The following is a 24,919-nucleotide window of genomic DNA, read 5'->3' as shown; positions in this document are numbered from 1 at the left end:
ACGGCATGAGAACCGTATAGTACGAGTATGGAATCGGCTTGTTGATCATCGTCATTACCTCCATAAGAGAAATGGTCGATTGTTACCGTAGAAGTGAAACCGCCCAAAGCCGAGAAATTGACCGTGGGCTTTTTCGCCTGGGGGAAACGCTGTAACACCAAAGAGATAAACGCCAGAGAATAGCGGATTGCGGACAGGGCGTAAGCCGATTGTAATTGTTCTTCCTGGCGCAACTGGCGGGTCAAATGTGACATTAACAGTTCTCGTTTCGCGATCGCGTGTGACTTCACCTAAAGTTAATTGTGTACCTCGGTGATCGCGTGTTCCTTCAAATGCACGGCTATCATCAAGTCTAAAGCGAATATTATCGCTTCCGTCGCGTTGCGTAATTGTGACTCTTTGCAGCGGTTCACCAGCATTCGCTGGAACATTAACTGTGAAGTAGTATGTTGCACCCCAAGCGCTAACGCCCTTGAATGTCGTTGTCGCAGCAACTAAATCTGGTGGCTGTACAAAGTAAACTGTACCGTCTCTCAACTGAACTGCTTGCGCCACTCGTGGAGTGATTCCACTTATCCCTGTCATTAAGATAAGTGTTGTGCTAAGTAAAACACTCGGATTTAGCAGATTCATTACTTTAATGTTGTTCTGAGCGCTCTTTCATTAATTATGACTTGAATAGTATTTTTAATAATTCTTATTTAAACTTTCGTAAATAGATAAAAAGTACTTTTGCGCTGCATCTCCAAAGTTTTAAAAGATATTTCACATTTATGCCATAACAAATTCGTTAAGCTAAAAATATAAAAGTAAATCAAGGCAATTATATGACTATTTCTAGTATTCAATTCAAACGTTCTGTTTGGCAGAACGTTGTCATCTTAACTATGGGGTTCTGGCTAAGTACTAGCCTCATTTTAGATTGGGTAATTATGCCCAGTTTATATATTTCTGGAATGATGACTCAAACTGGCTTTACGACAGCAGGCTACTTGATTTTCTGGAATTATAATCGCATCGAACTATTAGCAGCAGCTTTGGTAGTGACTGGGGTTTTAGTGTTAAATAAAACACAATTTACCGAAGATAATTGGCAACGCGGTACAACGATTTTAGCCTTACTTTTACTAGCTGTACCTTTGTTTGCTACTTATTTTTTAACTCCGCAAATGTCTGCAACAGGATTACAGTTGAATTTGTTTGACTCAGCAACCGAGGTTCCTACGACAATGAACCTGTTACACGCAGGCTACTGGGTATTAGAAGCTGTAAAATTTATTGCTGGTGGTACTCTTTTGTGGCGGGGAATCCGCAGATAAGTTGAATTAAATGAGTATGCGTGCAAAAAAGTCTCCTACACTAAGTAAGGGACTTTTAGTTTTCTTCGTTGTGAGATAACTCAGAGTTGTGCCACAAGCGAATTGCAAGAAAGGTAAATCCTACCGCCGCGAGTATTTTTGTTGTTTTTACAGGTAATAGTTCAGCAGTCCATCCACCGACTAAAGCACCGAGTAAGCTAGTTAATAATAGCGCGGCTACTGTCCCCAGAAAGACTGCACGGGAAAATCGAGAACGTCCGCTGAGGGCGATCGCCGCTAATTGGCTTTTGTCGCCGAGTTCGGATAAAAATACCGTGATAAAACTTAGCCCAAGTAAATTCCAATCCATTTTTTGAACCCTAAACAGCGAGACTACTGCACGACGTCCCAAAGCAGCATCATGGAAATCAAGAGTAAACTAGCACTTGCAAGTTTTTCTACAGTTCGGGGTGCAATGCGAGTTGCAATCCAGCACCCTAAGAGAACACCTAGTAAACTTGTGATGACCATTGCTACCGCTGCACCACTAAAGACAATCCAAGGAGATTGAGATTCAGCACTCATCAAGAGCGTGGATAGTTGTGTTTTATCGCCAAACTCGGCTAAAAATATCGTGACGAAGGTTGTTGCGAATACTGTCCATGAAGATTGTGCAGAAGCTGAATGCGATTGTGTCTCCGTTATCGGATCGTTAGGCTTTTCAACGGCGATTGCAATATGCTCAGGTTCGAGTTGAGATTCTTCAAGTAACTGGGTGGGTAATTCAATTTTCACAGGTATTCAAAACGTCGCAGCGCTTTCATATTTTTTTCATTTTCTCTGATCTTGGTTAAAAAAATCAACCCCACGTTCGCAGGAATGTGAGAAATTAGTCTTTAATAGCTTGATCGAAGCGCAACATTTCAAGGCTGCGATCGCCGTAAACGCCACTAATTTGCTGCTGACAGCATTCGATGGCAAAATCATCTAATTCCTCTGGGAGAATGTCGTACATATCTTGAAATATTGCAGGTTCTACGCGGCAAAAGCGCGGACGATTTGGGTAAATGCGGCATTCGCGTGTAACGTGGTTGTAGTTGATACACCAGCCGTCTGCACCAACCATACTCAAATAGAGTTCGAGTTCTGCGGGTGATAAATAATCTTCAATATCTGGACGCTCTGCTGGGTCAAGATTACAGCAGGCTCCACATTGCTTTACACAACGCCAGGTAGCCATAAGTCAAATTTGGGCTATGATTTTTCTTGCACTTCGAGTTTAACGGTTTTATTCGGTAAGTCAGTAGTATGAGAAAGCGGCAATGATTGTTTGTTGTTTTTTATAGATTTATTAAGTTAGTTAAATCGAGTCATCGTCATCCAGGTAAGATCGAGTGCGGAGCTTTATCTGAGTTACTGATTCGGCTAGGTAATGGGAGGAAAAATGGACGTTGTATCTGGAATTTTTGAGGGACTCAGCACTTTTCAATGGGAAACCTTTTTTCAGCTAGTCAGTGTTGCGCTGATCATGCTTGCTGGTCCAATTATCATCTTTATTTTGGCAGCACGCGGCGGCAATATGTAGAAGGAGTCAAGAAGGCAGAAGGCGATTATGTATCTCCATAAATAAATTTAGGAGATTTAACTTTTGATATACTCCGTATTTCTAACGCTGCGCGTCTCGAACATCTTTTTGTTTTTCATAAATAAATTTAGGGGCTTGCAACCATGAAGCGAGAGCAAAAATAAATTTTCCTTCTGCCTTCCTCAATTCTTCTGCGGTTAGCGATCGCCCTCTTATTCCTCACTCAATTATTCAAATTTAAAAAGAAAAGATAACAGCAGCGTCCAGTATTAATGATGTCAAATCCAGTTGATTGTTGATAAAAAACTAGTGACTAGTTACTAACGACTAATCTAGTTATTACCAGAGATAATATGGTTGCTTTGATCTGTGAAGTTATGATGCTATCGAAGCTATAAGTTTCTAATAATTCTACAAGGATTTCCTGCGGCAACGACGTTAGCAGGAATATTTTTGGTAACAATGCTTCCTGCGCCAATTGTGTCTCCTGGACAAGTAATTGCTCCACCGCCGATCCAAACGTCATCGCCAATTGCAATCGGTGCAGCCATCTCCAAACTGGATCTTCTCATTTCTGGATCGAGAGAATGGTACGCTGTGTAGATTTGTACTTTAGAGCAAGCAATACATTGTTACCAAGATAAACTTTATTGCAGTCTAAGATAATGCAATCGTAATTAATATATAAATTCTCTTCAGCATAAATGTGGCAACCATAATCGCAATGAAAGGGCGGCTTAACCTCAAAAACTTGACCGACTGATCCAAAAAGATGTGCACAATCTCGCGCCGTTTTTCGCACTCCTCAGGAAGTGACACATTGAAAATATGCAAGAGATTTTGTGCTTTTTTGTGCATACTTTCAAGCTCAGGATCAATGGCGATGTATGGCTCAACGGACAAGCACTATTGTTGCGATCGCGCCACCGTTCCCAAAGGCAAGTGGGAGCAATTGGCTCGGATTTGGCTTCTTCAGAATTGTGAATCCATAACAGTTCCAACATGGCGTTGTGGAAGGGAAGAAAAAACGGCGATTGGCTGTATCTTGCTCAGCATGGGTGTTAGACGAGCCTTCAATTAACCGAATGATGCTAAACGATCCGCCTCATCAGCCCCGACATCAGTACAAATCAAAAGATGGTCGAATTCAAACGCCATATGGATGCTGCTTGAGAGGGAACTTACGCAACTCTAATAACGTAAGTCACCTAACAACAGAATAATTCACTTAGGTAACTGATTTAAAGCAGTATACGCGGCGATGACTAATTGGTGAAAGTGCGATCGCGTGATATCAACTTGTTGAGCAGTTTCGCGCTTAGTTCCTAAAAATCCTGTGGAATCTCCTTGCGCGATCGCCAATATTTGACCTTGATCGTTTTTTATGCGCAATTCGGCTGTTGAACTACTCGCAAATATGCCACAGATATAACGGCGTTGATTGTAATAGAATACAGCTTTTGAAGATGGCGATGCGATTTTAATGGGTTGTGTTGGTAGGCGCACGCCAACTAGTTCAAGTTCAATTGTTGTGTTACCGTTCCAGGTATTTTCGCGCAAGCAGTAGGCAATATCGATGCGTGGTGGTAGCGGAAAATAATCGCCAGCCTTTCTCCAGGCGATCGCATTCACCTCAAATCGTTGCGTACCTTCATTGTGTGCTAGTTTCAGTTTGATATGTCCTTTACCGACAATTCGCTGTTCGATCACCTCGACATTTGCTGTCCAAAATAGCGGATTAGGGTTATCAATTCCGCAAGGATGCAGCGCGTCTAATTGCTTGTATAATTGACGATCAATTTGACTGAAGTGTACTTGTGCATCGATTTTAATTAGTGGCTTGAGATGTTCGACTTGCAAGCATTGATGCGCAAATTCCCGCAACCGCGATCGCAGCGCGGTTAAGTTTTCCACCGGTAACGAAAAGCCCCCAGCAGCTTTGTGTCCGCCAAATTTACCTAATAAGCTTTGACAAAACTCTAAAGCGGCAAAAACATGAAATTCGGGAATTCCTCGCGCGGAACCACGAATATGATGTTCGTCTTCATACGTACCAATAAAAACAGGAACACCGTAGCGTTCGACTAAGCGCGATGCAACGATCCCGATAACACCATGATGCCAATCAGCTTGCACAACGACTAAAACGCGTTCTTCTAGTAAATCGATTTGGTTTTGTTCAATATAGGCGATCGCTTCTTGTTCGATTTGTTCGCATAATTGTTGACGATGCTGGTTAATTTGTTCGCACTGCATCGCGCGTTCTAGCGCAATTCCCATATCGTCTGTTGTCAGTAAATCAATGACAATTTGCGGATCGGCGATGCGCCCTACAGCATTAATTCTTGGACCTAGACGAAAACCGATATCATCAGGCTTAAGCGATTTTGCATTGACGGCGCTATTCGTGTTATTTTGTACGCCTGCAACTTGAATTAAAGCTTGCACTCCGGCTAGTTGTGATTGCGGAAGTAACCGTAAGCCACGCTTTACCCAGCGACGATTAACACCGGTTAAGGGCGCGAGATCTGCGATTGTACCGAGGGTAAATAACTCAAGCAGAGGTTTGACTAATCCAGCGATTTGTCCTAATTTTTGTGCCAGCGAGACAGCCAGAATATATGCTACTCCCACGCCTGCAAGTCCGCGATACGGGGAGGATTCTGGAATGAGTTTAGGGTTAAGGATCGCGTTAGCTGGGGGTAGTTGTTGCGGGATGTCGTGATGATCGGTGACAATCACTTTGAGATCGAGTTCTCTAGCTTTGGCGATCGCATCGAAGGCGGAAATCCCGTTATCAACTGTGAGAATTAACTCTACGCCTTCGCGCTTGAACTCTTCGACAATACGCTGATTGATGCCATAGCCTTCGTGCATCCGGCTAGGAATCGCGTAATCAACGTTTGCACCCAACCAGCGTAGCGATCGCAGTAATAACGCAGTACTAGTCATCCCATCGGCGTCGTAGTCGCCACAAATTGCGATTTTTTGCTGATGTGCGATCGCACTGTGCAACAACTCAACACTCAACGCCAGATCGGAAAATTCCTCTAAGGGGGAAGGAAGGATTTGCGATTCGGGTTCTAGAAATGCTTGTGCTTGTTCGAGTGTTTCTATACCACGATTAGTCAGTAATTGACCGACAATCGGCGATAGTTGAGTAGCCTCAGCCAGTTTCTGGGCGAGTTCCGTTTGTTCCGAATAAATTTGCCAGCGCTGAGTTGGTAGACGCTGGGAACGATGAGACGATTTTGTATTAGAGCGATTTAGCACAGTGTATACGACAAGCAACTCGCCAAATATTTTAACTCTTAGTTGCTTTAATTTAAAATTAATTCTTTGGTTACGCTTTTAGATTCAATCTATTTTTTATATTTTTTTGTTAAAACAGAACTTGATTAAAGCTAATCGATGATTTTGTTTTTAGTTTCTACTTTTCAAGTATTTCACAACCGGCTTGCATCCTTAACAATACTCCTAACTATCTAGAACATAATTCCCTAAATGAAACACACAGAGCATAATAAAAAAAATGTAGATAGCTACAACACATTTGAGCGTGTATTCTATTTATTTACTCTTGCTTGCATTAGCCTATTAGGCTTGATTGTTATCCTACCTTTATTTTTATTGAAACAAATATTTAGGATTAGTAAATTTCTTCTAAAGAACGAGTATTCCCAAAATATTATTCAATCAAAAGATGACAATAATTCTGAAGATTAAGATCTTGCAAAACTGAAGATGTTATATTTAGCACTATTTACAAAGGCTGGTTTAGCTCAGTCAATTCTAACCATTGAGGGTTATTAGCCATTAAAGCAGTAGCTGAGGCGCAATTCAAAGATCTTGCGAAGAGATATCCTTGACCAAATTCACAGCCTAAAGTTCTTAGTACTGAAAATTGTTCAGGTGTTTCCACACCTTCTGCGACTACATTCATTCCTAAAATATGCGCAAGCGTCGTAATTGTGCGGACAATTTCATAGTTTTCACCATTGGAATGCATTCCACTCACAAAAGAGCGATCTATTTTCAAACTATTTATCGGAAATCGATGTAAATAGCTTAAAGATGAATAACCTTGACCAAAATCATCAATACTTAACTGAATTCGTCGCGACCTAATTTCTAGTAAAGTCCGAACAGTTTCTTGTGCATACTCAATCAGTGTACTTTCAGTAATTTCTAATTGTAAGTAACTGCCATCCAATCCAGTTTCAGTTAAAACTCGATCGATTTGGTGAATAAAATTCGGTTCTCTAATTTGTTGTCCAGCGATATTAACACTTAATTTCAGCGGCATCAAATGCGGAAATTGTGCTTGCCAAACGTGAAGCTGACGACAAGCTTCTTGTAGCACCCACTCGCCGATAGTCACAATCAAGCCAATATCTTCAGCGACAGAAATAAACTTTGTGGGGGAAATTAACCCGCTTTGAGGATGTCGCCACCGAATTAATGCTTCAAAACCTGTTAATTTACCTGTCGTTAACGAAATGATTGGTTGGTAGTGGAGGCAAAACTCCTGACGTTCTAACGCTTGTCGTAGATCGCTTTCTAAGCGTAAGAGTTTTAGAGTTTTTTGATACATTTCTTGGTCAAAGATTGCGTATCGTGCCTTACCTTGTTCTTTAGCTTGATACATAGCGATATCAGCATCGCGGAGTAAATCTTGTGCTTCAAGATAGCTTGGCGAAGAGAGGGCAATTCCGATACTTGCACTCGAAAATATTGTGTGGTTTTCAAGTTGGAATGGTGCGGTAAGTTGTGCTTGGAGTCGCTCAGCAATGCGGATCGCATCTGTGATATCTTTGATATCGTCGAGGAGAATTGTAAATTCATCACCACCAAACCGAGCAATTGTATCAGTAGAGCGTAAGCATTGTTGAAGAAGATCGGCGATCGCACATAATAATTGATCGCCTAAAGTATGACCTAAGCTATCATTAACAACCTTAAAGCGATCTAAGTCGATAAAAAGTACTGCAAATAAATAATTAGAATTTCGCTTGGCGCGGTGTAAGGCGCTTTCTAAGCGTTCCATAAATAAATTGCGATTGGGTAAACTCGTTAACGCATCGTGTAAGGCATCATACACTAATTGTTCCTCGGCTTGCTTGCGGCGTGTAATATCGTAAACAATGCCATCGAGGCGAACAGCAACACTATTTTCGTAGATAACGCGGCTACGAGTACTCACCCATCGTAGCGTGCCGTCAGGTTGTAAAATGCGGTACTCTAACTCAGCACTGCCTTGTTGAAGTAGCATTTGATGCGATCGCTCAACTTTGCGGCGATCTTCTGGATGCACCGCTTCTAACCACAAATTGGGATTCTCAAAAAATTCAGCAACAGGACGACCATAAACTTTTTGCGCAGCCGAATTGAGATAAAAAAGCTTGCGGGTTTTTGGACAAACTGACCACACAACTTCTTCTAGGGAATTTAAAATACTTTCAAGTCGTTCTTCACTTTCTTGTAGCCGTTTTTCTGCAAGTTTGCGTTCTTTGATTTCGCGTTGTAGCTGTTGGTTAGCTGCTTGTAGCTGTACTGTACGCTGTTGAATACGTTGTTCTAGTTGGGTATTGAGTTGAGAAATTTCTGCTTTGGCACTTCGCAGCGCAATCTGACTTTGAACGCGGGCTAAAACTTCTGCAATCTCAAATGGTTTCGTAATGTAATCTACTCCGCCAACTTCAAAAGCTTTGACTTTATCAAGAACATCATCCGAAGCACTCAAGAAAACCACTGGAATATCGTGCGTTGTGGGCGAAGCTTTCAGGCGACGACAAACTTCGTAGCCATCAAGATCGGGCATTTTAATATCGAGGAGAATCACATCGGGTGGGGCGGTATTAGCTCCCATCAATGCCATAGCACCATTCTTCGCACAGCGGACTTGATAGCCTTGTCCTAACAAAGTTTTGGACAAGACGCGCAGGTTTTCAGGAACATCGTCAACGATTAAAATTGTGCGTGGTGCATCAAGGGGAGAGCTATTCATAACGAGGATGGCTGAGCTAAGTCGATAATTTGATCAAAGTCAAAGTTATTTACTTTTTGTTGCAATGCTTGGGCGAGAAACGCATAATCTGTAGGAATTTCTGTAATCAGTTGAGCTATAGTTTCGGCGTCAAGTTTCGCCGCAGCATTGTGCAGTTGCGCAATCCACGCGGTCGGCATAACGTTGAGGTTATCAGCATTAAGCGCGTAACCTGGGGCTATTTCTTGCAGCGTTTCGCGAATTGAACGTGGATTTTCATAAATATAACGGACACCAAGATGTTGCTTGAGCTTTTCCCAAATGACTTCTTCGCGAAACGGCTTACGAATAAAATCATCGCAACCTGTTGCTAAGACAGTTGCTCGTTCTTGCTCAAACGCACTAGCCGTGAAAGCAACAATAATTGTTGATTGACCTTTTGGTTGGGATTTAATATATTGAGTTGCTTCATAGCCATCGACAATCGGCATCCGCATATCCATCAAGATGAAGTGTGGTTCCCAGATGTTCCACAGCGCGATCGCGTCTTGACCATTTTCAGCTTCGCGTACCTCAAACCCAATGTTAGTTAGCGTTTGTTTCAGAATGCGGCGCATCGCTAAGTGATCGTCAACGACTAAAATCCGATACTGTGGTTGTCCTGGCTCTAAACCAATAACGCGTTGAGTCTCAGTTTCCTGTGATGTAGCTTCAGCAAGTTCAACAGGAATATTGAACTGAAAAATTGTGCCTTTTCCTAACTGGCTACTAAGCGTAATTGCTCCTTCCATCAGTTGAATAAATTTGTGCGTGATCGCTAAACCTAACCCTGTTCCTTGTTCGGATTTTCGTCCCGTTTCTGTTTGCACAAAAGGTTTAAATAGCATTTCGGTTTCATGTGCTGCGATTCCTACTCCAGTGTCTTCTACCTCAAAATGTAGTGTTGTTTGTGGAGTGAGCTTTGGTATTGTATCTTGATTCTCTACGGTTGTTACACGCAAAAACACATGACCTTCTTGCGTAAATTTAATCGCATTACCGACAAGATTAATGAGAATCTGGCGTAATTTGATTTCGTCTGAATTAATGTAGCGAGGGACTTCTACGGTATGCTCAATTTGTAGCTGTAAGCCTTTTAACTGAGCTTTGCAGGAGAACATTTCTTCAATTGTATCTAAAAGGCTATATAGGTCAAAGTTTTTTTTATTTAATGTCATACGACCTGCCTCAATTTTTGCCATATCAAGAACGTCATTAATTAATGTCAGCAAGTGTTCGCCACTGCGATTAATAATTTTTAGATTTTCTCGTTGTTCAGCGGTGAGGGAGGCGTCTTGATTCATCAATGTTGTAAACCCAAGAACTGCATTTAAAGGAGTACGCAATTCATGACTCATGTTAGCAAGAAATTCACTTTTAGCACGATTCGCAGCTTCGGCAGCTTGTTTAGCTTCGTTGAGTTGGGCTGTGCGTTTTTCTACTCTTGTTTCTAGCTGTTCAAAGGATTCTTTAAGTTGTAATGCCATCCGATTAAATGACTGCGATAAGACATCCAGTTCTCTGACTCCTTTAATCTCAACTTTTTGGTCTAAATCTCCATAGGCGATCGCTTTGCTAGCTGCACTGAGTTCTCGAATTGGCTGGGTAATCCATCGCGAGGTCAACATTCCTAAAAGCGTAGCCAGTAGCATTGCCGAGAAGCAGAAAATAATTGTGATTTTTGTATTTTCATTAATTTGTGCCATGAAGTCAGATTCAGGCACGACAACCACCACTAACCAATCAAGTCCAAGTGTGTCTTTCCACGGTGTTACACGAACAAAATGACGTTCATTATCGTGCTGAAAACTTAGTTCTTGGCTAATATTAATTGTGGCAAAGCTGCTAAATTCATTGTATAAATACTTTGCTGTAGTTTGGATTAAGGCATCTTGACTTTGTAAAACATTAAGTCTTTGAGCTTTGCCTTGAAGCAGTGTAAAGGGTTTTTCTGTACTAGAACTAGCAATCAACTTGCCATCATGTTCAATAATAAAAATTTTGGCGGAAGGACTGATATCTAAACTACGAAGAAAATGACTAATTTTAGTTAGTAAAAAATCTGCTCCAAACACACCAATAAGTTTGTTATTTTGATTGTAAATAGGATGACTTGCCGTAATCAACAAGTGACCTGCCGGATCGTTCCAGGTATATACTGGACTCCACACGGGTTTTCCGGCTTTTACTGCATACGTATACCAAGATTCTGTCAACGGTTGATAGTTGTCATAAACTCTTAAAACTCGCGTGCGATCGCCCTGATTATCCGTTGCGTAAGTGTATGCTTTTCCTTGAGTACGCGACGAAAGCTCATCAATCGTCACGCCTCTACCATCTAAATACCGCCCAGATGCAACCAGTTCCCCTGTGGTGAGAGCATAACCTATGTAGCTCACATCATACACTTGCATCTGTTTCCACAGATAATGCCCTGCTGTGTCAAAGTTTTGTAAGTCTAATATTCCGAGTTGAATGGCATCAATATTCAGCTGATTAATTTGCTGAGGAGTTGATAGATAGCTATCAAGATGCTGCGTCACAAGACGATTGACTTTATCCATCAACTGATACGCCAAGTCGTTGACTGCTTGTTGTCCGTTACGCAGCGAGAAATATCCTACCACTCCTACAACTGTAAAAATTTGTAGTATAAAAGGCACAATAAGCAATCGATGTAATGTAACTCCACGCGACTCGTGCGCCTTACTATTAGGTATTTTCAGCAATAGGTTTGGTTTCGGCACCCTCATATATTTAATAAAACTAGTAATAAATTATACTTTGTTTAAGTAACATAGTTCACTACAATTATTAGCTGTTTACATTATCTTGTCTGAAGCATTGATTGATCAAATTCTTTTTTTTAGATAAGTGCCGGTAGTTTTTAGTAGTATGATTGGTATATTTTAAGTAAAACCTACTAGTTTTCACAGAAGGTTGGCGATCGCTGACAATATAGAGAGCTTAAAACCAATAAAGTTGAGTGTTGTCTACGATGCTGCGTACAGCTTCATCTGTAAAATTTCGCATCTTATCTACTTATAAAAGCCATAAATTCCTAGCACATCCGTAATTATGCTGAAAAATCAGATTCGCATTTCAACTGCCTAAGAATTGTCTAATTCTACAAAAGTATTGGGAGTTACACTTTTCTTGGTTGGGTAATTCAAAAGAGGTAATCGATAAGCATTTAGTGTTGAGATTTTAACGAAAAAAGTGCGTAGTTAATTACCAATTATTTAGTGCTAATAATTCTCAGATTGAAGCGCAGCGGCGTCTCAATCGCCTAGCGAAAATAAAGAATAATTACTGAATTTTTCGCTTTTAAGTTTTGATCTTAGATAGCTTAATACTAAATAGTAACGTCTATAACTTTGGCACTTAGTCACTAGTAATTAAGTTAATCAATAATAGAATTTTTCATCGAACGCCAGCGAATCGCTAGTCCAATATAGCAACTAAGTATTGAGCAACCCGTTAGGTCTTCTTTAAAGTAAGCGCAGTTGACGATCTGTAAGGTTTATAGCTTCTTGACTACTAGCAGCTTTGTTGTCTGTGTTGTTTGGATCTAGGTTGAACCATTCTTCATTATCACCCGCTAATAGCTTGTGTGCAGCTTCTAACATTGGGGCTGAGATATCTTTGAGGTCTTCTCGATTGTTTAAATAAGTTCTTAGAGCTTCTAGAGGATCAATCGCGTTACTTGTTCCTAGTTCGGGTACGCGTGGACGTGCGAGTTGGCTAATTAATTCGGGTTGAATGGTATAAGTATGCGCTGGGCTTAATGTTTGATGCAGCAGTGCTGTATCAATTTGGTCTAGTTGCTCAGAACGGAGTTTATAAATAAGACGTACAACAGCATCATTAATATTTTTTTGGGCGATCGCCTTTAATATTTTTGCTTGCGGATCAGCAGCATTCGACACATCAACATCAATTGTGCAGAATGTACGCACGGGTAAAGGACAAAATTCCCACTGCACTTTACCACGTTCGATTTCGACGATTACATAGCCTTTATCTTCTTTTTCCTCGCTAAAATCGACACGTTCGATACTTCCTGGGTAAATAATTGGCGGATCGTTTGATTTATTCAAATTTTGATGGCGGTGGACGTGTCCTAGCGCGACGTAATCAAAACAAGGACGCGCCAGCAAGGATAGTGGTACTGTGAAGCCTTTACCAACCGCTAAAAAGCGTTCAGCACCGTAGGAAGCATTATCAACCATGAGATGCCCCAATAACACCGTTGGGACTTCTGGGTTAAGGCTACGAATTTCACCTTCGAGGGCGACACGCAGGCGATCAATGAGTAACTGATTGACTTCAGCTAAAGACAGTCCTTCGGTTTCGGGGCGTGTTAGCAGCGTTGAACGCGTTAGCCACGGTAGCGAGATGACTTGAATCGAACCATTGCGCGTTTGGATGTGGTGCGTCATGAGGCGATCGCCCACAATAAATCCTGGTACACCCAAAGTTCGATAAATACACAAACTCGCCCCGCCTTGTCCTTGCGAGTGTTGGTCGTGATTACCAACTAATAAAACTGTGGGAATTTGCGCATCGACCAAGCGGCGAAACTGACTCGCAAATTTTTCTTGGACAAACGGTGGTGGGGTTGCATCAGGAAACGCATCGCCACCAAAAACAACAAGGTCAACGGGTTCTGATATCGCACGGTCAATACACCGCGCCAAAGTCTTGACAAAATCCTCTAGTCGTGTGTTAGTTCCTGTTTGAGGGTCAATGCGTCCGTGGGAGAAGCTACTGCCCATATGAATATCGGATAGGTGGAGGATTTTAATCATTTCGCTAATAGCTAACTACTAATTGCTAATCACTTACTAAATATGAATTCCGCATTCAGTTTTACCCATACCGCGCCAGCGTCCTGCGCGTTCGTCTTCGCCTTCAGCGACGGGGGTGGTGATTGGTTCGTCGCCGATGCTGGGATAACCCTGGTCGTGGAGTGGGTTGTAAATGACATTGTGTTGGAAAACATAATTCCAGGAGTCTTTACGCATCCAACTTGCCAAAGGATTCACCTTAAGACGCTGTTGGGCATCTAATTCAAATACTGGCATATCGGCACGGGTCACAGCTTGGTCGCGACGTCGCCCCGTAATCCAAGCAACGGTGTTGAGTTCTTCTAAACCACGCTGCAAAGGTTCAATTTTTGTGACGTGGTGAAATTTCTCGATATCCTTGTTCCACAAGGCTTCACCATATTTAGCGGCAAATGCTTCCCGCGTGTTTACATCAGGAGTTTTATAGATGCGCAAGTCAAGGTTATACGTTTCCTTCGCTTTGGCAACAAATTCTAATGATTGGGGAAAGTGATGTAACGTGTCGAGAAAAATGACTGGAACTGCGTACTTGAGGTCGCGGTATAAGATATCAGTGATGACCATATCATCAACATTAAAGGCACTCGTTTGCACTAGTCCCTTTACAATATGCTCAACGCACCAAGCTAAAATCTCTCTTGGATGAGCAGTGTCAAATCTCTGGTTAAGTTGATCTAAATCAAAACTATCAGTCTGCGTCTGAGATTCGGTCGAAAAGCTCATGTCAATTCTTTGGTTATTTCTCCTACATCCAGAATATCTAAATATGGCATGGGTGAAAGCTTTTGATTTTTTACGTCGAGCCTTTGTTTTTTATGAAGTGGTTTCTCTAAAATGCGATTAATCTTATACAGTAAGCCAGGGTGCCATTTGTGTGAGGGATTGGAGGAAAAATTGGCACAAATTCACTCATTCAGCTTCGATTTGGAAGTACGAGACATTACAACTCGTGCAGATTGGGTTGAGGCGTATCAGTATGAAGTTCCAGTCCTGTGTCAAAACAATAATGGCAAAGAAACGCAAATTCCTCGTCCTTCTCCCCGCGCCAGTGTGTCGCAGTTGGAGCAATTGCTACAGAAATATCTCAAAACTCATGATTCAGAGTAAAGGATGTGTGTTTGTGGCAGCGGTCAGGGGTCAGAGGTCAGACGGGCAAGGCAGTGCCTTGCCCGTACAGGGGTCAGCGGGTGAGGGATTTTAGGGTCTTTTGAGTTTTTGTTGTGAGGAGTTGATGCCATGAAATTGCGCGAATTGTTAACAAATATTGCAAGTGTTGTCGAAGTACCCCAACACGCAGCAATCGATACGGAAGTTACGGGATTAAAAACAAACTCTCATGCTTGCCAAGCAGGAGATCTGTTTATTGGAATGCCAGGGACGCGAGTTGATGGCGGTGAATTTTGGCAAAGTGCGATCGCATCGGGAGCGATCGCCGCGTTAATTTCCACCGATGCAGCAAAAAAACAGCCTGCAACTAAAGATGCTTGCGTTATCGCGGCAACTGATATGGTAGAAGCGTGCGCCTCTTCGGCTGCGGCTTTCTATGGCTACCCTGCAAAACAACTCAAACTTGTGGGTGTGACAGGTACGAATGGCAAAACAACAACAACGCACCTCATTGAATTTTTTCTCACACAAGCGCAGTTTCCCACCGCATTGATGGGAACTCTCTACACGCGATGGCAAGGTTATGAGCAAACCGCAACGCACACCACACCCTTTGCAGTCGAACTTCAGCAACAATTAGCCGCAGCCCGCGACGCTGGTTGTCAGTGGGGCGTAATGGAAGTCAGTTCGCATGCTTTAGCCCAAGGACGAGTGATGGGCTGTCCGTTTGAAGTTGGGGTGTTCACAAATTTAACGCAAGACCACCTTGACTTCCACAAGGATATGGAAGATTATTTTGCGGCGAAAGCACTGTTATTTAGCCCTGATTATCTTCAAGGACGCGCGGTGATTAATGCAGATGATGCTTACGGACAAAGGCTCATTGCACAAATACCTGCACAGCAACTATGGCGCTATAGCGTCCACAATGCGGAAGAAGCTGAATTTTGGACGAGCGATCTAAACTATGAACCGACGGGTGTAAATGGAATGCTGCATACACCCAAAGGAGATATTGCGTTTCGTTCGCCTTTAGTCGGCGAGTACAACCTTTCAAATATGTTGGCATCTGTCGCCGCAGCGTTACACCTGGGTGTAGATTTAGAATTAATTGCCCAAGCTTTACCAAAATTTACGGAAGTTCCTGGGCGAATGGAACGCGTGCAAATCGATGCTAAGCAAGATATTAGCGTGATTGTCGATTACGCGCACACACCTGATAGTTTAGAAAATTTACTCAAAGCCTCACGCCCTTTTATTCCAGGCAAAATGATCTGCGTGTTTGGTTGTGGTGGCGATCGCGATCGCACGAAGCGTCCGAGAATGGGAGCAATTGCGGCGCAACTTGCAGATATCGCGGTTGTCACGTCAGATAACCCGCGCACCGAAGACCCCGAACGCATTTTGCAAGATATTTTAGCCGGAATCCCCGAAACCATACAGCCAAAAGTAATCTGCGATCGCGCGAGTGCGATTCGTACAGCGATCCTCGAAGCCCAACCAGGAGATGGCGTACTCATTGCGGGGAAAGGTCACGAAGACTACCAAATTTTAGGAACAGAAAAAATCCACTTTGATGATCGCGAACAAGCAAGATTTGCTTTGCAAGAAAGACACAACGTCCAAAAGATACAAGGGAGTGGTGGTTAGTAGTTAGTGGCTAGTGACTAGTGCGCGAGTTTTGAGTTACCCCTCATTTTATTCTTCCTCTGCTTCTCCTAAGTAGCAACTTTAAAGCAAAACAATATTACTCACTATGGATTCGCTTTATAAGTCTATTCTCAACGTAGAACCACCCCCGCAACTTTTAGCTGTTAGCGCTGCAACTTTGCTTTCATTAGTCAGGGCGACAATTGATGTTTTGATTGAAAATCAAATTTCGGCAACACTGTGGTTAAAGCTACCACCAGGTGAAATTTGGCACGCAGAAATTCAGCGTTATCACAATCAAGTACAGCAGCCGCATATTACATACATGATTGTTCACCAAGGCGGCGACAACGCTGACGAATTCAAGTCTCCTAACGTTCCCATTCCGCTTAAACTAAATAATCAGTTACGTCGAGAATACTTTTTGGCGATCGCCTCTAGTAATTTCTGTGGTCTAATCCTGGCATATCGACTAGGACCAAAGCAGCGACAACAGAAAGTCAAAGAAAATGCATCACCAACTACAAGCCGCAAAAAGCCGCCGTTGGTCGCGTCTTATTCGTTTGAAGGACGCGTAATTCAACCAGTACTTGATAGTCTCAAAAGCATCAGTCAATCAGCTACGTCGTTAACTCTAGAAGTTCCAATAATTCCTGAACCGTTATTTTTAAATCAAATCTTAACCAAACAAATTCATCACCAAGAACAAATTCGCAGTCGGACTAAATTACGCCGCGATCGCGCACTTAATAAAGCAACTCGGACAAAAAAGCAAAGTAGTTTTTCTTTAAAAGATGAGTTTGTAAGTGAGTTGTGTCAAGAACTGCGGACACCTTTGGCGCATATGAAAATGGCACTCAGTTTACTCAATTCTCCGCAACTTAAACCTGCACAAAAACAAAGGTATTTGCAAGTACTGAGTACAGAATGCGATCGCCAAAACTCGCTCATTAATGGTTTATTAGACTTAATCCAGTTGGAACGTGCGGTACAAACACCTTTAGAATCAGTGCGCTTGAGTGAAATTGTGCCTGGCGTTGTCAGTACATATCAGCCATTAGCAACTGAAAAAGGCATTATGCTTGCTTACACCGTACCTGAGGATTTACCTCCCGTTTCCTGTGTGAGTGCTTGGCTCAAACAAATTGTGATTAACTTATTGCACAACAGCATCAAGTTTACCCCTACCAACGGTCAAGTTTGGGTGCGATCGCGTCTGCAAGGTGATTTTGTCCAACTCGAATTTCGCGACACAGGTATTGGTATTGCACCGACTGAAATTCCTAAGATCTTTGATCGCTTCTATCGCGTCCGCCCCGCCGCTGGTGAAGATGGTAGTGGTGCAGGGCTAGGCTTAACTATTGTGCAACAACTTCTCTTGCGCTGTGGTGGCTCGATCTCAGTCAAAAGCCGCTTGGGAGAAGGTTCGACTTTCAATGTGCTTTTACCTGTAGATCCTGTTGAGAGGTCAGGGTTCAGGGATCGGGGGTCAGAAAGTTGAAGAAGCAGGGGGGCAGAGGAAGAATAAAATGAGGGGTAACTCAAAACCTACGCACTGGTCACTATCCACTCTCTACTTCTTCATCTGATCTCGCTCTGCATGAATTGATAGCCGATCAGTTCGCGACGTAGCAATCTGCTTTGGCGAAAAAATCTCTTTGCTGATACCTTGTAAAGCTTCAGTGGCTAGCTGATACAGGTGGGTGTTTCCTTCAGTGCTCATTTTTACCAACTGCAACTCTTTGAGCTTATTGAGATGATGCGATACCGTTAGTTCTTTCAATTGCAGTAATACGGCTAATTCTTCCACACTGCATTCTTGATTCGCTAAAATCCCTAGAAGTCCCAATCGGCTTTCGTCGGCTAGCACTTTAAAAAAGCGCAGCAGCAATTGCATGATATCTTGTTCCATTTCTCTAATTGAACCGATATCTAATTAGAAGTTTATCGAATGAGTTGTCGTTTTACTAAGTCTAACTGCAATATTCGGTCTGCTTAACGTCCAATGGTAAGAAAATCGTTAAAACTTCGCCTTCATGGGGGCGTTGGCGCACGATGAGTTTACCGCCAATTGCTTGAAATAGCTGCTTAGTAGCTGTAATGTTCAAACTAATAGTGCCTGTTTCGGGTTGAAACGTGAGTAACTGCCCTAGTGACTTGCGAATCGGTGGAACTGTAGATTGGTGTCCTTTATCGTTTTCGCCTAGCTGAGACTTAGGCAACAATTGCAACTTTAACTGATCTCCCGCAGGAATAACTTGTACTTGGATATGGCTTCCTGGCGGTAAGCTGCGCGTAAAGTTTTCGATTAGCCCTGTTAATACTTGATCCAGCATTTTTGGATCGCTAACGACGGTTGGTAGCTGCTGCTGCGGTAAAACAACATCCAAAGTCAAGTTACGCCGACTCGCCTGTTTTTGCCAACGCGGAACACTTTGCTGTAGTACCTGCGTTAATGACATCGCCGTTAAATAAGTACCTGAGTGCTTAGCAGTACACTTTTCTAGTTCTGCTGCACGAAATAAAAGTTCCATGCGGTCGATTTGCTCGGTACACTCATGGTCAATGATTTCTAACCGTTTGATCGCATCAGTTGCCAAGTCGCGGCGCTTCAGGAGCAAGCGAGTCAATGTCCGAATCGTTGTTAACGGTGTCCGCACTTCATGCGCAAATGCTTGCAGTAACTCCACATCAGATCGCGGTGCGGAGGAACTGAGTTCCGAGTTATGATTTCGGATTGCACTATCACGCACTTCTTCGTGTGGCACTTCTGGCATATGCCGCAACAGCAAGCGACTAAAGTGCATGACTGTTTGGTAATCTGGCGCTATGGGATAATATTGTTGAACTAATTTATCAAGATGTAATACTGACTCAGAAGTTGTCAGCACGGCTCTTGCTCGCAGCGCATACCACGCCTGTTCAACAACTTCTGGTTCAAACGAAAATAAAAATATTGGTACGCCACCGTTTTCGGCTAAAACCATCACAAAGCTAAACTGTGCGGTTAACACTAAACAAAACTGTTCCTGTGCTAGCGGATCTCCAGGAAGCAACGGTAATGGAATTCCTGATTCGGCAGCTACTTGTAAAGTTTTGTGTGCCGCAACGCAAGTGACATCTGCTGGAAGTAGTTGATGCTGCCAAGAATCTTTAGTAAAAGTCCACGCGGGTAGCTTGCTAATAAGTTGGGGATTGGCGATCGCTGGTGCAAAACTTGCCAACACAACTCCCTGCGGCGATGCACTGCAATTCTCATCAACCGTGTCTTGAAGAAGTGTTTGTCGTAGTAGGTTCTCTAAGGCGGCGATCGCAACGTGCCATTGCTGCGCTGCTTTGACAGGCTTATCTGCCAAAGTACATTCTTCGCTAGTTGGAGACACTAGGCAAGAATTGCTACCATAGCCGCCGTGCTGTGCGTCGTTGCTCGCTAGTATTTCACTCAGTGTTGGGATTATCCATTTGCGCACCAGTACTCACCCCTTCAACTCGCCATTGTTTGTAGTGCTTTAATCTCGATCTCAATACATAAGATATCGGGATTTGGTCATCGAGGGCAGTCGTAGAACCGAACTCATGAGTCGCAATTTCCGTTGAGGCTAGTTGTTTTCTCTAATAACTAATTACCTCGCGCAAGTAAGCTTTAGTTTGATAGATTGTTGTTTTAGCTACCTTTATATATATCAAGACAGCGAATTACACGCTTTTTAACTTACATATCTTTTGTTTTGAAATAAAATTCTAATTTATGATTGCCATACATTAATAATTATTCTGCACTCTAAAATTACTTTATTTCTCATTGTTTTTACCTAAACCAAAAAGTTTGTTTGCATATTAAAGATAAAATAAAAATAACAGCTTTTGTAAAGTCATTATTTTTTTATATTGTAGTGTATCTCCTTAGATTGATGATGTTTTAGTCATTAATTTGATAGAAATTCAAGTGTCATATCAAATAAATTGTTGAAAGCCTAAGTAAGGTGGTAAAAAATGGTAAATGACATAAGAAGACGAGCAATTGGTGTATTCTCTAGTTATTTAGATGCAGAACAAGCAATCAATGATTTACGCGATCGCGGTTTCTCAATGGATAAAGTTTCGATCATTGCTCGTGACGAAGCAACTCAAGACGAAATCGCCGGAATTGATGTAAACGACACCTTCGACAATAAAGCTGGTGAAGGCGCAACAGCCGGAGCGCTGACAGGGGGCATATTAGGAGGAATCACAGGCTTACTCGTTGGTTTGGGTAGTCTTGTCGTTCCTGGGGTCGGTCCAGTATTATTTGCTGGCGAAGTCGCTTCCGCTTTAACGAGTGCGATTGCCGCAGGTGCAGTTGGTGCTGCAACAGGCGGTTTACTCGGTGCATTGCTTGGTTTAGGTATTCCCGAAGAACGAGCAAGAATCTACAATGAACAAGTTGCTGGTGGTGGTTATTTAGTAATTGTCGATGGTACGACACAAGACATCATCAACGCCGAAGCAATTTTAATGAATCGAGGCATTCAAGAGTTTGGGGTTTACGATATTCCAGCTGCTACTGAAGTTCAAAATCTTCATCACAATGCAACACCCGAAGTAACTCGCAGTACAGAGTACGTAGAACCTGTTAGTGACGATTCCAACGTTGTTATTGTTGATCGCCGCGAGCAGGTTTAGATGAAACTATATTGATGGCACTCAAAACATCGACAAGTTGCTTCATGTGACTGAATGTATGCGTCGCCATGAGTGAAATCCGAATCCGGCTTGTGGGTACTGTGGGGGGGCGAATTGCTGGCGCAAAAATCCCCGCATCTTGCAAACGATGAGCCGCAGTCAAAGCACTCGCGGGGCTTGGTAATAATAAGCAAAGAATCGCAGATTCAGACGGTAGTAATTTTAAGTGCGGTAACTGTTGATGTAGAAGTAACTTCAACTCGTCTATATTGCGCCATAATTGTTGACGTCGTTCGGGTTCTTGCTGAATAATGCGAATTGCTGCTAAAGCTGCTGCCGTATTTGCAGGTGAAAGTGCAGTAGTGTATATCCAACTAGGAGCGCGATTGCGCAAGAAATCGATTAAAGTTTTGCCTCCAGCAACATAGCCGCCTAAACTCCCCAAAGCTTTACTGAGCGTACCAACTTGAATTAACTGACGTTGTATACAGCCGAAGTGTTTTACACATCCAGCACCATCTCCTAATACCCCAGTCGCATGAGCTTCATCAACTAACAGCATACAATTGTGTTGTTGGGCTAAATCAAGTAGCTCTGGTAGAGGACACAAATCGCCATCCATGCTAAAAACACTATCGGTGATAATCAGACAGCGACGATAGCGATCGCGTTGTTGAAGATGCGTTTGAATCGATGCGAGGTCGCAATGCGAATATTCAATTACCGTTGCACCGCTAAGAATCGCCCCACTTTTTAACGATGAGTGATTGTACTGATCTGATAAAATTAAATCGCGTTTCCCGACAATTGCCGAAATGACGCCAATATTTGCAAGATAGCCCGAACTAAAGACAAGAGCATCTTCGGTTTGCTTGAGCGCGGCGATCGCACATTCTAATTCGCGGTGTAATTCGCGATGTCCGCTGAGTAATCGCGACCCTGTACTACCTGTACCATATTTTTGTGTTGCCGTAATCGCAGCTTGAATTAAGCGATCGTCACTCGCTAATCCAAGGTAATCATTACTCGCAAAATTGACAAGCGATCGCCCATCGATTTCTACAGTAGCCCCTGAACGTCCTTGAATTGTCTGTACACTACGATACCAATCAGCTTTATGGATAGTTGCGAGGGATTGTTCGATCCAGTCGTAAGCGTCACTCAGCATTCTTACTAAGATTTTTATTACTATTGTTCATGGAGAACATCAACAAATCATCTGCAATTTTCTTTATGTCCAATTTACCTAAGTTAAACGCAGGAAAGATGCCCGCACCACTGAATCAATAATGACTTGACTAACCACTAGCTACTCACTCCTCACACCTCACCCCTCACCCCTTTTTATGCCCATCATTTCGGCTGAGAACCTCAGTAAAGTTTATCCTGTCGCCGTTAAAGAACCTGGATTAAAAGGAGCCATACAACACTTTTTCCGCCGTACCTATCGCATGGTAGAAGCAGTCAAACAAGTTTCCTTTGAGATTAAACCTGGGGAAGTTGTCGGCTTTTTAGGGGCAAATGGTGCAGGGAAAACTACTACGCTTAAAATGTTGACAGGTTTGATTCACCCTTCAGCAGGGCGCGTACGCGTCGCTGGATACATCCCGTTTCAACGCAAGCTAGGATTTTTGAAACAAATCACGCTTGTCATGGGGCAAAAGCAACAGTTAATTTGGGATTTACCCGCGCTAGACACATTAAAGATCAACGCAGCAATCTATAACCTTTCGGATAAAGAATATCGTCAGCGTGTGGGCGAACTCACAGAAATGCTGTCACTACAAGGGAAGCTAAACCAACCCGTACGCAAACTATCGCTGGGGGAACGCATGAAAGCCGAACTAATGGCGGCGTTACTTCATCAACCCAAGGTACTATTTTTAGACGAACCAACGCTAGGACTTGATGTTAACGCCCAAGTTGGAGTCCGCGAATTTTTACGCGAATATAACAAAAGATACGATGCGACGATTTTATTAACAAGTCATTATATGGCAGATATTAGCGCATTGTGCGATCGCGTCCTTGTCATTCACCAAGGACAATTGATTTACGATGGCAGTTTAACAGGGTTAATTGATAGATTTGCACCTTATCGCGAAGTACAAGTAGAACTCGCCCACCCTTTACCCGAAGGGAAGCTGATGCATTATGGCGAAATTAAGTCTATAGAAGGACAATCAGCACGTTTTTTAGTGCAACGCGAAGCCTTAACTCGTACCGTTGCCCAAATTTTGGCAGAGTTAGAAGTCATAGATTTAACTGTAACTGATCCACCCGTCGAAGAAGTTATTGGTCGTGTCTTTAGGGCTGGTGGTGTGTCATGAACTCGCTTCTGAAAAAAGCTAGCGTTTTGCTTACCAGTTATTATGCATATATGCTCGAATACCGCGCTGAGCTATTTTTATGGGCTTTGTCTGGTAGCTTACCACTGATTTTAATGGGAGTGTGGACACAAGCGGCTCAAAGCGGACAATTTGGGTTGAGTCCCGAAGATTTTGCACGTTACTTTCTTACGGTTTTTGTTGTCCGACAATTTACTGTAGTGTGGGTAATTTATGAATTTGAGAAAGAAGTTGTCGAAGGAAAACTTTCTCCTAGATTATTACAACCACTCGATCCTGTATGGCATCATGTCGCTGCGCATCTTTCAGAAAGATTAGCACGTCTACCGTTTGCTTTATTATTAGTAGCGTTGTTTTTCTTTCTTTATCCGCAAGCTCTTTGGATACCAAGTTTTAGTAATATTTTATTGTTTGTAGTAACAGTTGTTTCGGCATTTATTTTAAGATTTCTCATTCAGTACACGTTTGCTTTATTTGCCTTTTGGACTGAAAGAGCTAACGCAATTGAGAACTTTTGGTTTTTATTTTATCTCTTTTTTTCAGGCTTAATTGCACCCTTAGAAATGTTTCCCGAAAATATCCGCAATGTATTACTTTGGACACCATTTCCTTATTTAATTGACTTCCCCGCATCAATACTAATCGGTTTACCAGTGAATGTATTACAAGGCTTTTTAGTTATGCTGGGTTGGATTGCGTTATTTTTTGTTATTAATCGCTGGTTATGGCGACGTGGAGTAAAACAATATTCAGGTATGGGTGCATAATTATATTTTTAATATTTGCAATCCAGAGTTCTGTCAACGCGAGGTAGAAGCAATGTTAGGAATCATACTGCAAGAAATACGAGTTTACCGAGAGATCAAGCAGGAAGGAATACAACAAGGAGAAAAATCGCTCATTTTGCGTCAATTACATCGACGGGTGGGAGAGTTAGCATCGGATGTACGTCAGCTTGTTGAATCTTTGCCTTTAGAACAACTCGAAAATCTTGGTGAAGCATTGCTTGATTTTACTAGCATGACAGATTTACAAGCTTGGTTGGCAGCACTCGAAAGCTAACTGATGTTTGAGGGCAAAAGTTAACGCGAGATAAGACGCTAGTTGCTACGACTAATAGGACAATAATCTGAGAAAATGCGATCGCATCAATAGTTACATGCCAGTTGATACGACGATTAGGGCAATAATCTGAGAAAATGCGCAACGCGTAGTGTGTACAAAGCATAATTACGCATCACTTCCCTACCCTTACCCGTCCTGGAAAACCTTAGCATAGCTTTGTTAGAATTTGATACTTTGCCTGATTTAGAGAACTGCCCAGCACAAAATGCGTGTTAATGCAAGTTATTGCACTACTTGATCGTTTGAGTGTTGCTGCGGAGGAAGACATC

Annotated in this window: 25 protein-coding genes; 11 read left to right on the top strand and 14 right to left on the bottom strand. The window is 42.5% G+C overall.

The annotated features are described in order from the left end of the window. Window positions 1-54 precede the first annotated feature (54 nt). The gene (locus NIES1031_RS20790) at window positions 55-633 is read right to left on the bottom strand and encodes a DUF2808 domain-containing protein (protein ID WP_073551363.1); all 579 of its coding nucleotides are present in this window, start codon (window positions 631-633) and stop codon (window positions 55-57) included. Between the two features lie 194 nt (window positions 634-827). Between NIES1031_RS20790 and NIES1031_RS20785 the strand changes: the two genes are divergently transcribed. Then, window positions 828-1,319, top strand: coding sequence for a hypothetical protein (locus tag NIES1031_RS20785; protein WP_073551362.1), 492 nt, complete (start codon window positions 828-830; stop codon window positions 1,317-1,319). Window positions 1,320-1,374: 55 nt separating this feature from the next. Here the strand turns inward: NIES1031_RS20785 and NIES1031_RS20780 are convergent, their stop codons facing one another. From NIES1031_RS20780 to NIES1031_RS20770, 3 genes are all read right to left on the bottom strand, one after another. Continuing rightward, window positions 1,375-1,668 carry a TMEM165/GDT1 family protein gene (locus NIES1031_RS20780; RefSeq protein WP_073551361.1) on the bottom strand — a complete coding sequence of 98 codons (294 nt, stop codon included), beginning with the start codon at window positions 1,666-1,668 and terminating at the stop codon, window positions 1,375-1,377. Between the two features lie 23 nt (window positions 1,669-1,691). Next, the gene (locus NIES1031_RS20775) at window positions 1,692-2,003 is read right to left on the bottom strand and encodes a TMEM165/GDT1 family protein (protein WP_196797608.1); all 312 of its coding nucleotides are present in this window, start codon (window positions 2,001-2,003) and stop codon (window positions 1,692-1,694) included. Between the two features lie 184 nt (window positions 2,004-2,187). Then, a complete protein-coding gene (locus tag NIES1031_RS20770; RefSeq protein ID WP_073551359.1) occupies window positions 2,188-2,538 on the bottom strand; it encodes a YkgJ family cysteine cluster protein in 351 nt (116 codons plus the stop codon). 204 nt (window positions 2,539-2,742) lie between these two features. Here NIES1031_RS20770 and psb30 point away from each other — a divergent pair, with 204 nt between their 5' ends. Continuing rightward, a complete protein-coding gene (psb30, locus tag NIES1031_RS20765; protein WP_015189210.1) occupies window positions 2,743-2,883 on the top strand; it encodes a photosystem II reaction center protein Ycf12/Psb30 in 141 nt (46 codons plus the stop codon). Between the two features lie 392 nt (window positions 2,884-3,275). Here psb30 and NIES1031_RS25190 read toward each other — a convergent pair whose 3' ends face one another. Both NIES1031_RS25190 and NIES1031_RS26455 read right to left on the bottom strand, forming a co-directional pair. Further along, a complete protein-coding gene (locus NIES1031_RS25190) occupies window positions 3,276-3,434 on the bottom strand; it encodes an LbetaH domain-containing protein (RefSeq protein WP_218596901.1) in 159 nt (52 codons plus the stop codon). 106 nt (window positions 3,435-3,540) lie between these two features. Then, on the bottom strand, window positions 3,541-3,741 hold the full coding sequence (locus NIES1031_RS26455; protein WP_407919513.1) for a hypothetical protein: 201 nt from the start codon (window positions 3,739-3,741) through the stop codon (window positions 3,541-3,543). Here NIES1031_RS26455 and NIES1031_RS24555 point away from each other — a divergent pair. Further along, window positions 3,712-3,867: a hypothetical protein gene (locus NIES1031_RS24555; RefSeq protein WP_178378206.1), complete on the top strand. Its 156-nt coding sequence runs from the start codon at window positions 3,712-3,714 to the stop codon at window positions 3,865-3,867. The genes NIES1031_RS26455 and NIES1031_RS24555 overlap by 30 nt on opposite strands. A 240-nt stretch (window positions 3,868-4,107) precedes the next feature. Here the strand turns inward: NIES1031_RS24555 and recJ are convergent, their stop codons facing one another. The 5 genes from recJ to cysH all read right to left on the bottom strand — a co-directional run bounded on the left by recJ (window position 4,108) and on the right by cysH (window position 14,481). Beyond that, entirely contained in the window at window positions 4,108-6,156 is a 2,049-nt protein-coding gene (gene recJ / locus NIES1031_RS20750) for a single-stranded-DNA-specific exonuclease RecJ (RefSeq protein ID WP_073551358.1), read from the bottom strand. A gap of 490 nt (window positions 6,157-6,646) precedes the next feature. Next, on the bottom strand, window positions 6,647-8,890 hold the full coding sequence (locus NIES1031_RS20740; RefSeq protein WP_073551356.1) for a two-component system response regulator: 2,244 nt from the start codon (window positions 8,888-8,890) through the stop codon (window positions 6,647-6,649). After that, window positions 8,887-11,571: an ATP-binding protein gene (locus NIES1031_RS20735; RefSeq protein WP_236738933.1), complete on the bottom strand. Its 2,685-nt coding sequence runs from the start codon at window positions 11,569-11,571 to the stop codon at window positions 8,887-8,889. The genes NIES1031_RS20740 and NIES1031_RS20735 overlap by 4 nt, the downstream gene beginning before the upstream one ends. An 828-nt stretch (window positions 11,572-12,399) precedes the next feature. Beyond that, window positions 12,400-13,719 (bottom strand): exonuclease subunit SbcD, encoded by a 1,320-nt coding sequence (gene sbcD / locus NIES1031_RS20730; RefSeq protein WP_073551355.1) that lies wholly within the window; start codon window positions 13,717-13,719, stop codon window positions 12,400-12,402. A 36-nt stretch (window positions 13,720-13,755) separates the two neighbouring features. After that, a complete protein-coding gene (cysH, locus tag NIES1031_RS20725) occupies window positions 13,756-14,481 on the bottom strand; it encodes a phosphoadenosine phosphosulfate reductase (RefSeq protein ID WP_073551354.1) in 726 nt (241 codons plus the stop codon). A gap of 111 nt (window positions 14,482-14,592) precedes the next feature. Here cysH and NIES1031_RS20720 point away from each other — a divergent pair, with 111 nt between their 5' ends. The 3 genes from NIES1031_RS20720 (at window position 14,593) to NIES1031_RS20710 (ending at window position 18,016) form a co-directional block, all read left to right on the top strand. After that, window positions 14,593-14,865, top strand: a complete 273-nt coding sequence (locus NIES1031_RS20720) for a glutaredoxin family protein (RefSeq protein WP_073551353.1) — start codon at window positions 14,593-14,595, stop codon at window positions 14,863-14,865. A 129-nt stretch (window positions 14,866-14,994) separates the two neighbouring features. After that, the gene (locus NIES1031_RS20715; protein ID WP_073551352.1) at window positions 14,995-16,515 is read left to right on the top strand and encodes a UDP-N-acetylmuramoyl-L-alanyl-D-glutamate--2,6-diaminopimelate ligase; all 1,521 of its coding nucleotides are present in this window, start codon (window positions 14,995-14,997) and stop codon (window positions 16,513-16,515) included. Window positions 16,516-16,621: 106 nt separating this feature from the next. Further along, window positions 16,622-18,016, top strand: coding sequence for a DICT sensory domain-containing protein (locus tag NIES1031_RS20710; protein WP_073551351.1), 1,395 nt, complete (start codon window positions 16,622-16,624; stop codon window positions 18,014-18,016). A gap of 72 nt (window positions 18,017-18,088) precedes the next feature. Here NIES1031_RS20710 and NIES1031_RS20705 read toward each other — a convergent pair whose 3' ends face one another. Beyond that, window positions 18,089-18,427 (bottom strand): ArsR/SmtB family transcription factor, encoded by a 339-nt coding sequence (locus tag NIES1031_RS20705; RefSeq protein WP_236738932.1) that lies wholly within the window; start codon window positions 18,425-18,427, stop codon window positions 18,089-18,091. Between the two features lie 61 nt (window positions 18,428-18,488). Beyond that, entirely contained in the window at window positions 18,489-19,985 is a 1,497-nt protein-coding gene (locus NIES1031_RS20700; RefSeq protein WP_073551350.1) for a sensor histidine kinase, read from the bottom strand. Between the two features lie 523 nt (window positions 19,986-20,508). Here NIES1031_RS20700 and NIES1031_RS20695 point away from each other — a divergent pair. Next, on the top strand, window positions 20,509-21,177 hold the full coding sequence (locus NIES1031_RS20695) for a general stress protein (protein WP_073551349.1): 669 nt from the start codon (window positions 20,509-20,511) through the stop codon (window positions 21,175-21,177). Here NIES1031_RS20695 and bioF read toward each other — a convergent pair. After that, a complete protein-coding gene (gene bioF / locus NIES1031_RS20690) occupies window positions 21,149-22,342 on the bottom strand; it encodes an 8-amino-7-oxononanoate synthase (RefSeq protein ID WP_218596902.1) in 1,194 nt (397 codons plus the stop codon). The genes NIES1031_RS20695 and bioF overlap by 29 nt on opposite strands. Window positions 22,343-22,523: 181 nt before the next feature. On the opposite strand from bioF, the gene NIES1031_RS20685 reads away from it, so the two are divergent. The 4 genes from NIES1031_RS20685 to NIES1031_RS26450 all read left to right on the top strand — a co-directional run bounded on the left by NIES1031_RS20685 (window position 22,524) and on the right by NIES1031_RS26450 (window position 24,866). Further along, window positions 22,524-23,507 carry an ABC transporter ATP-binding protein gene (locus NIES1031_RS20685; RefSeq protein ID WP_073551347.1) on the top strand — a complete coding sequence of 328 codons (984 nt, stop codon included), beginning with the start codon at window positions 22,524-22,526 and terminating at the stop codon, window positions 23,505-23,507. Then, on the top strand, window positions 23,504-24,292 hold the full coding sequence (locus tag NIES1031_RS20680; RefSeq protein ID WP_073551346.1) for an ABC transporter permease: 789 nt from the start codon (window positions 23,504-23,506) through the stop codon (window positions 24,290-24,292). Before NIES1031_RS20685 ends, NIES1031_RS20680 begins: the two co-directional genes overlap by 4 nt. A 52-nt stretch (window positions 24,293-24,344) precedes the next feature. Next, window positions 24,345-24,587, top strand: a complete 243-nt coding sequence (locus NIES1031_RS20675) for a DUF4351 domain-containing protein (protein ID WP_218596899.1) — start codon at window positions 24,345-24,347, stop codon at window positions 24,585-24,587. Between the two features lie 174 nt (window positions 24,588-24,761). Next, window positions 24,762-24,866, top strand: coding sequence for a DUF4351 domain-containing protein (locus tag NIES1031_RS26450; RefSeq protein ID WP_084544421.1), 105 nt, complete (start codon window positions 24,762-24,764; stop codon window positions 24,864-24,866). Window positions 24,867-24,919 lie beyond the last annotated feature (53 nt).

Source organism: Chroogloeocystis siderophila 5.2 s.c.1 (assembly GCF_001904655.1).
Taxonomy (GTDB): domain Bacteria; phylum Cyanobacteriota; class Cyanobacteriia; order Cyanobacteriales; family Chroococcidiopsidaceae; genus Chroogloeocystis; species Chroogloeocystis siderophila.
Note: the sequence above shows the minus strand (reverse complement) of the source record. Positions and strands in the feature narration are given on the sequence as shown.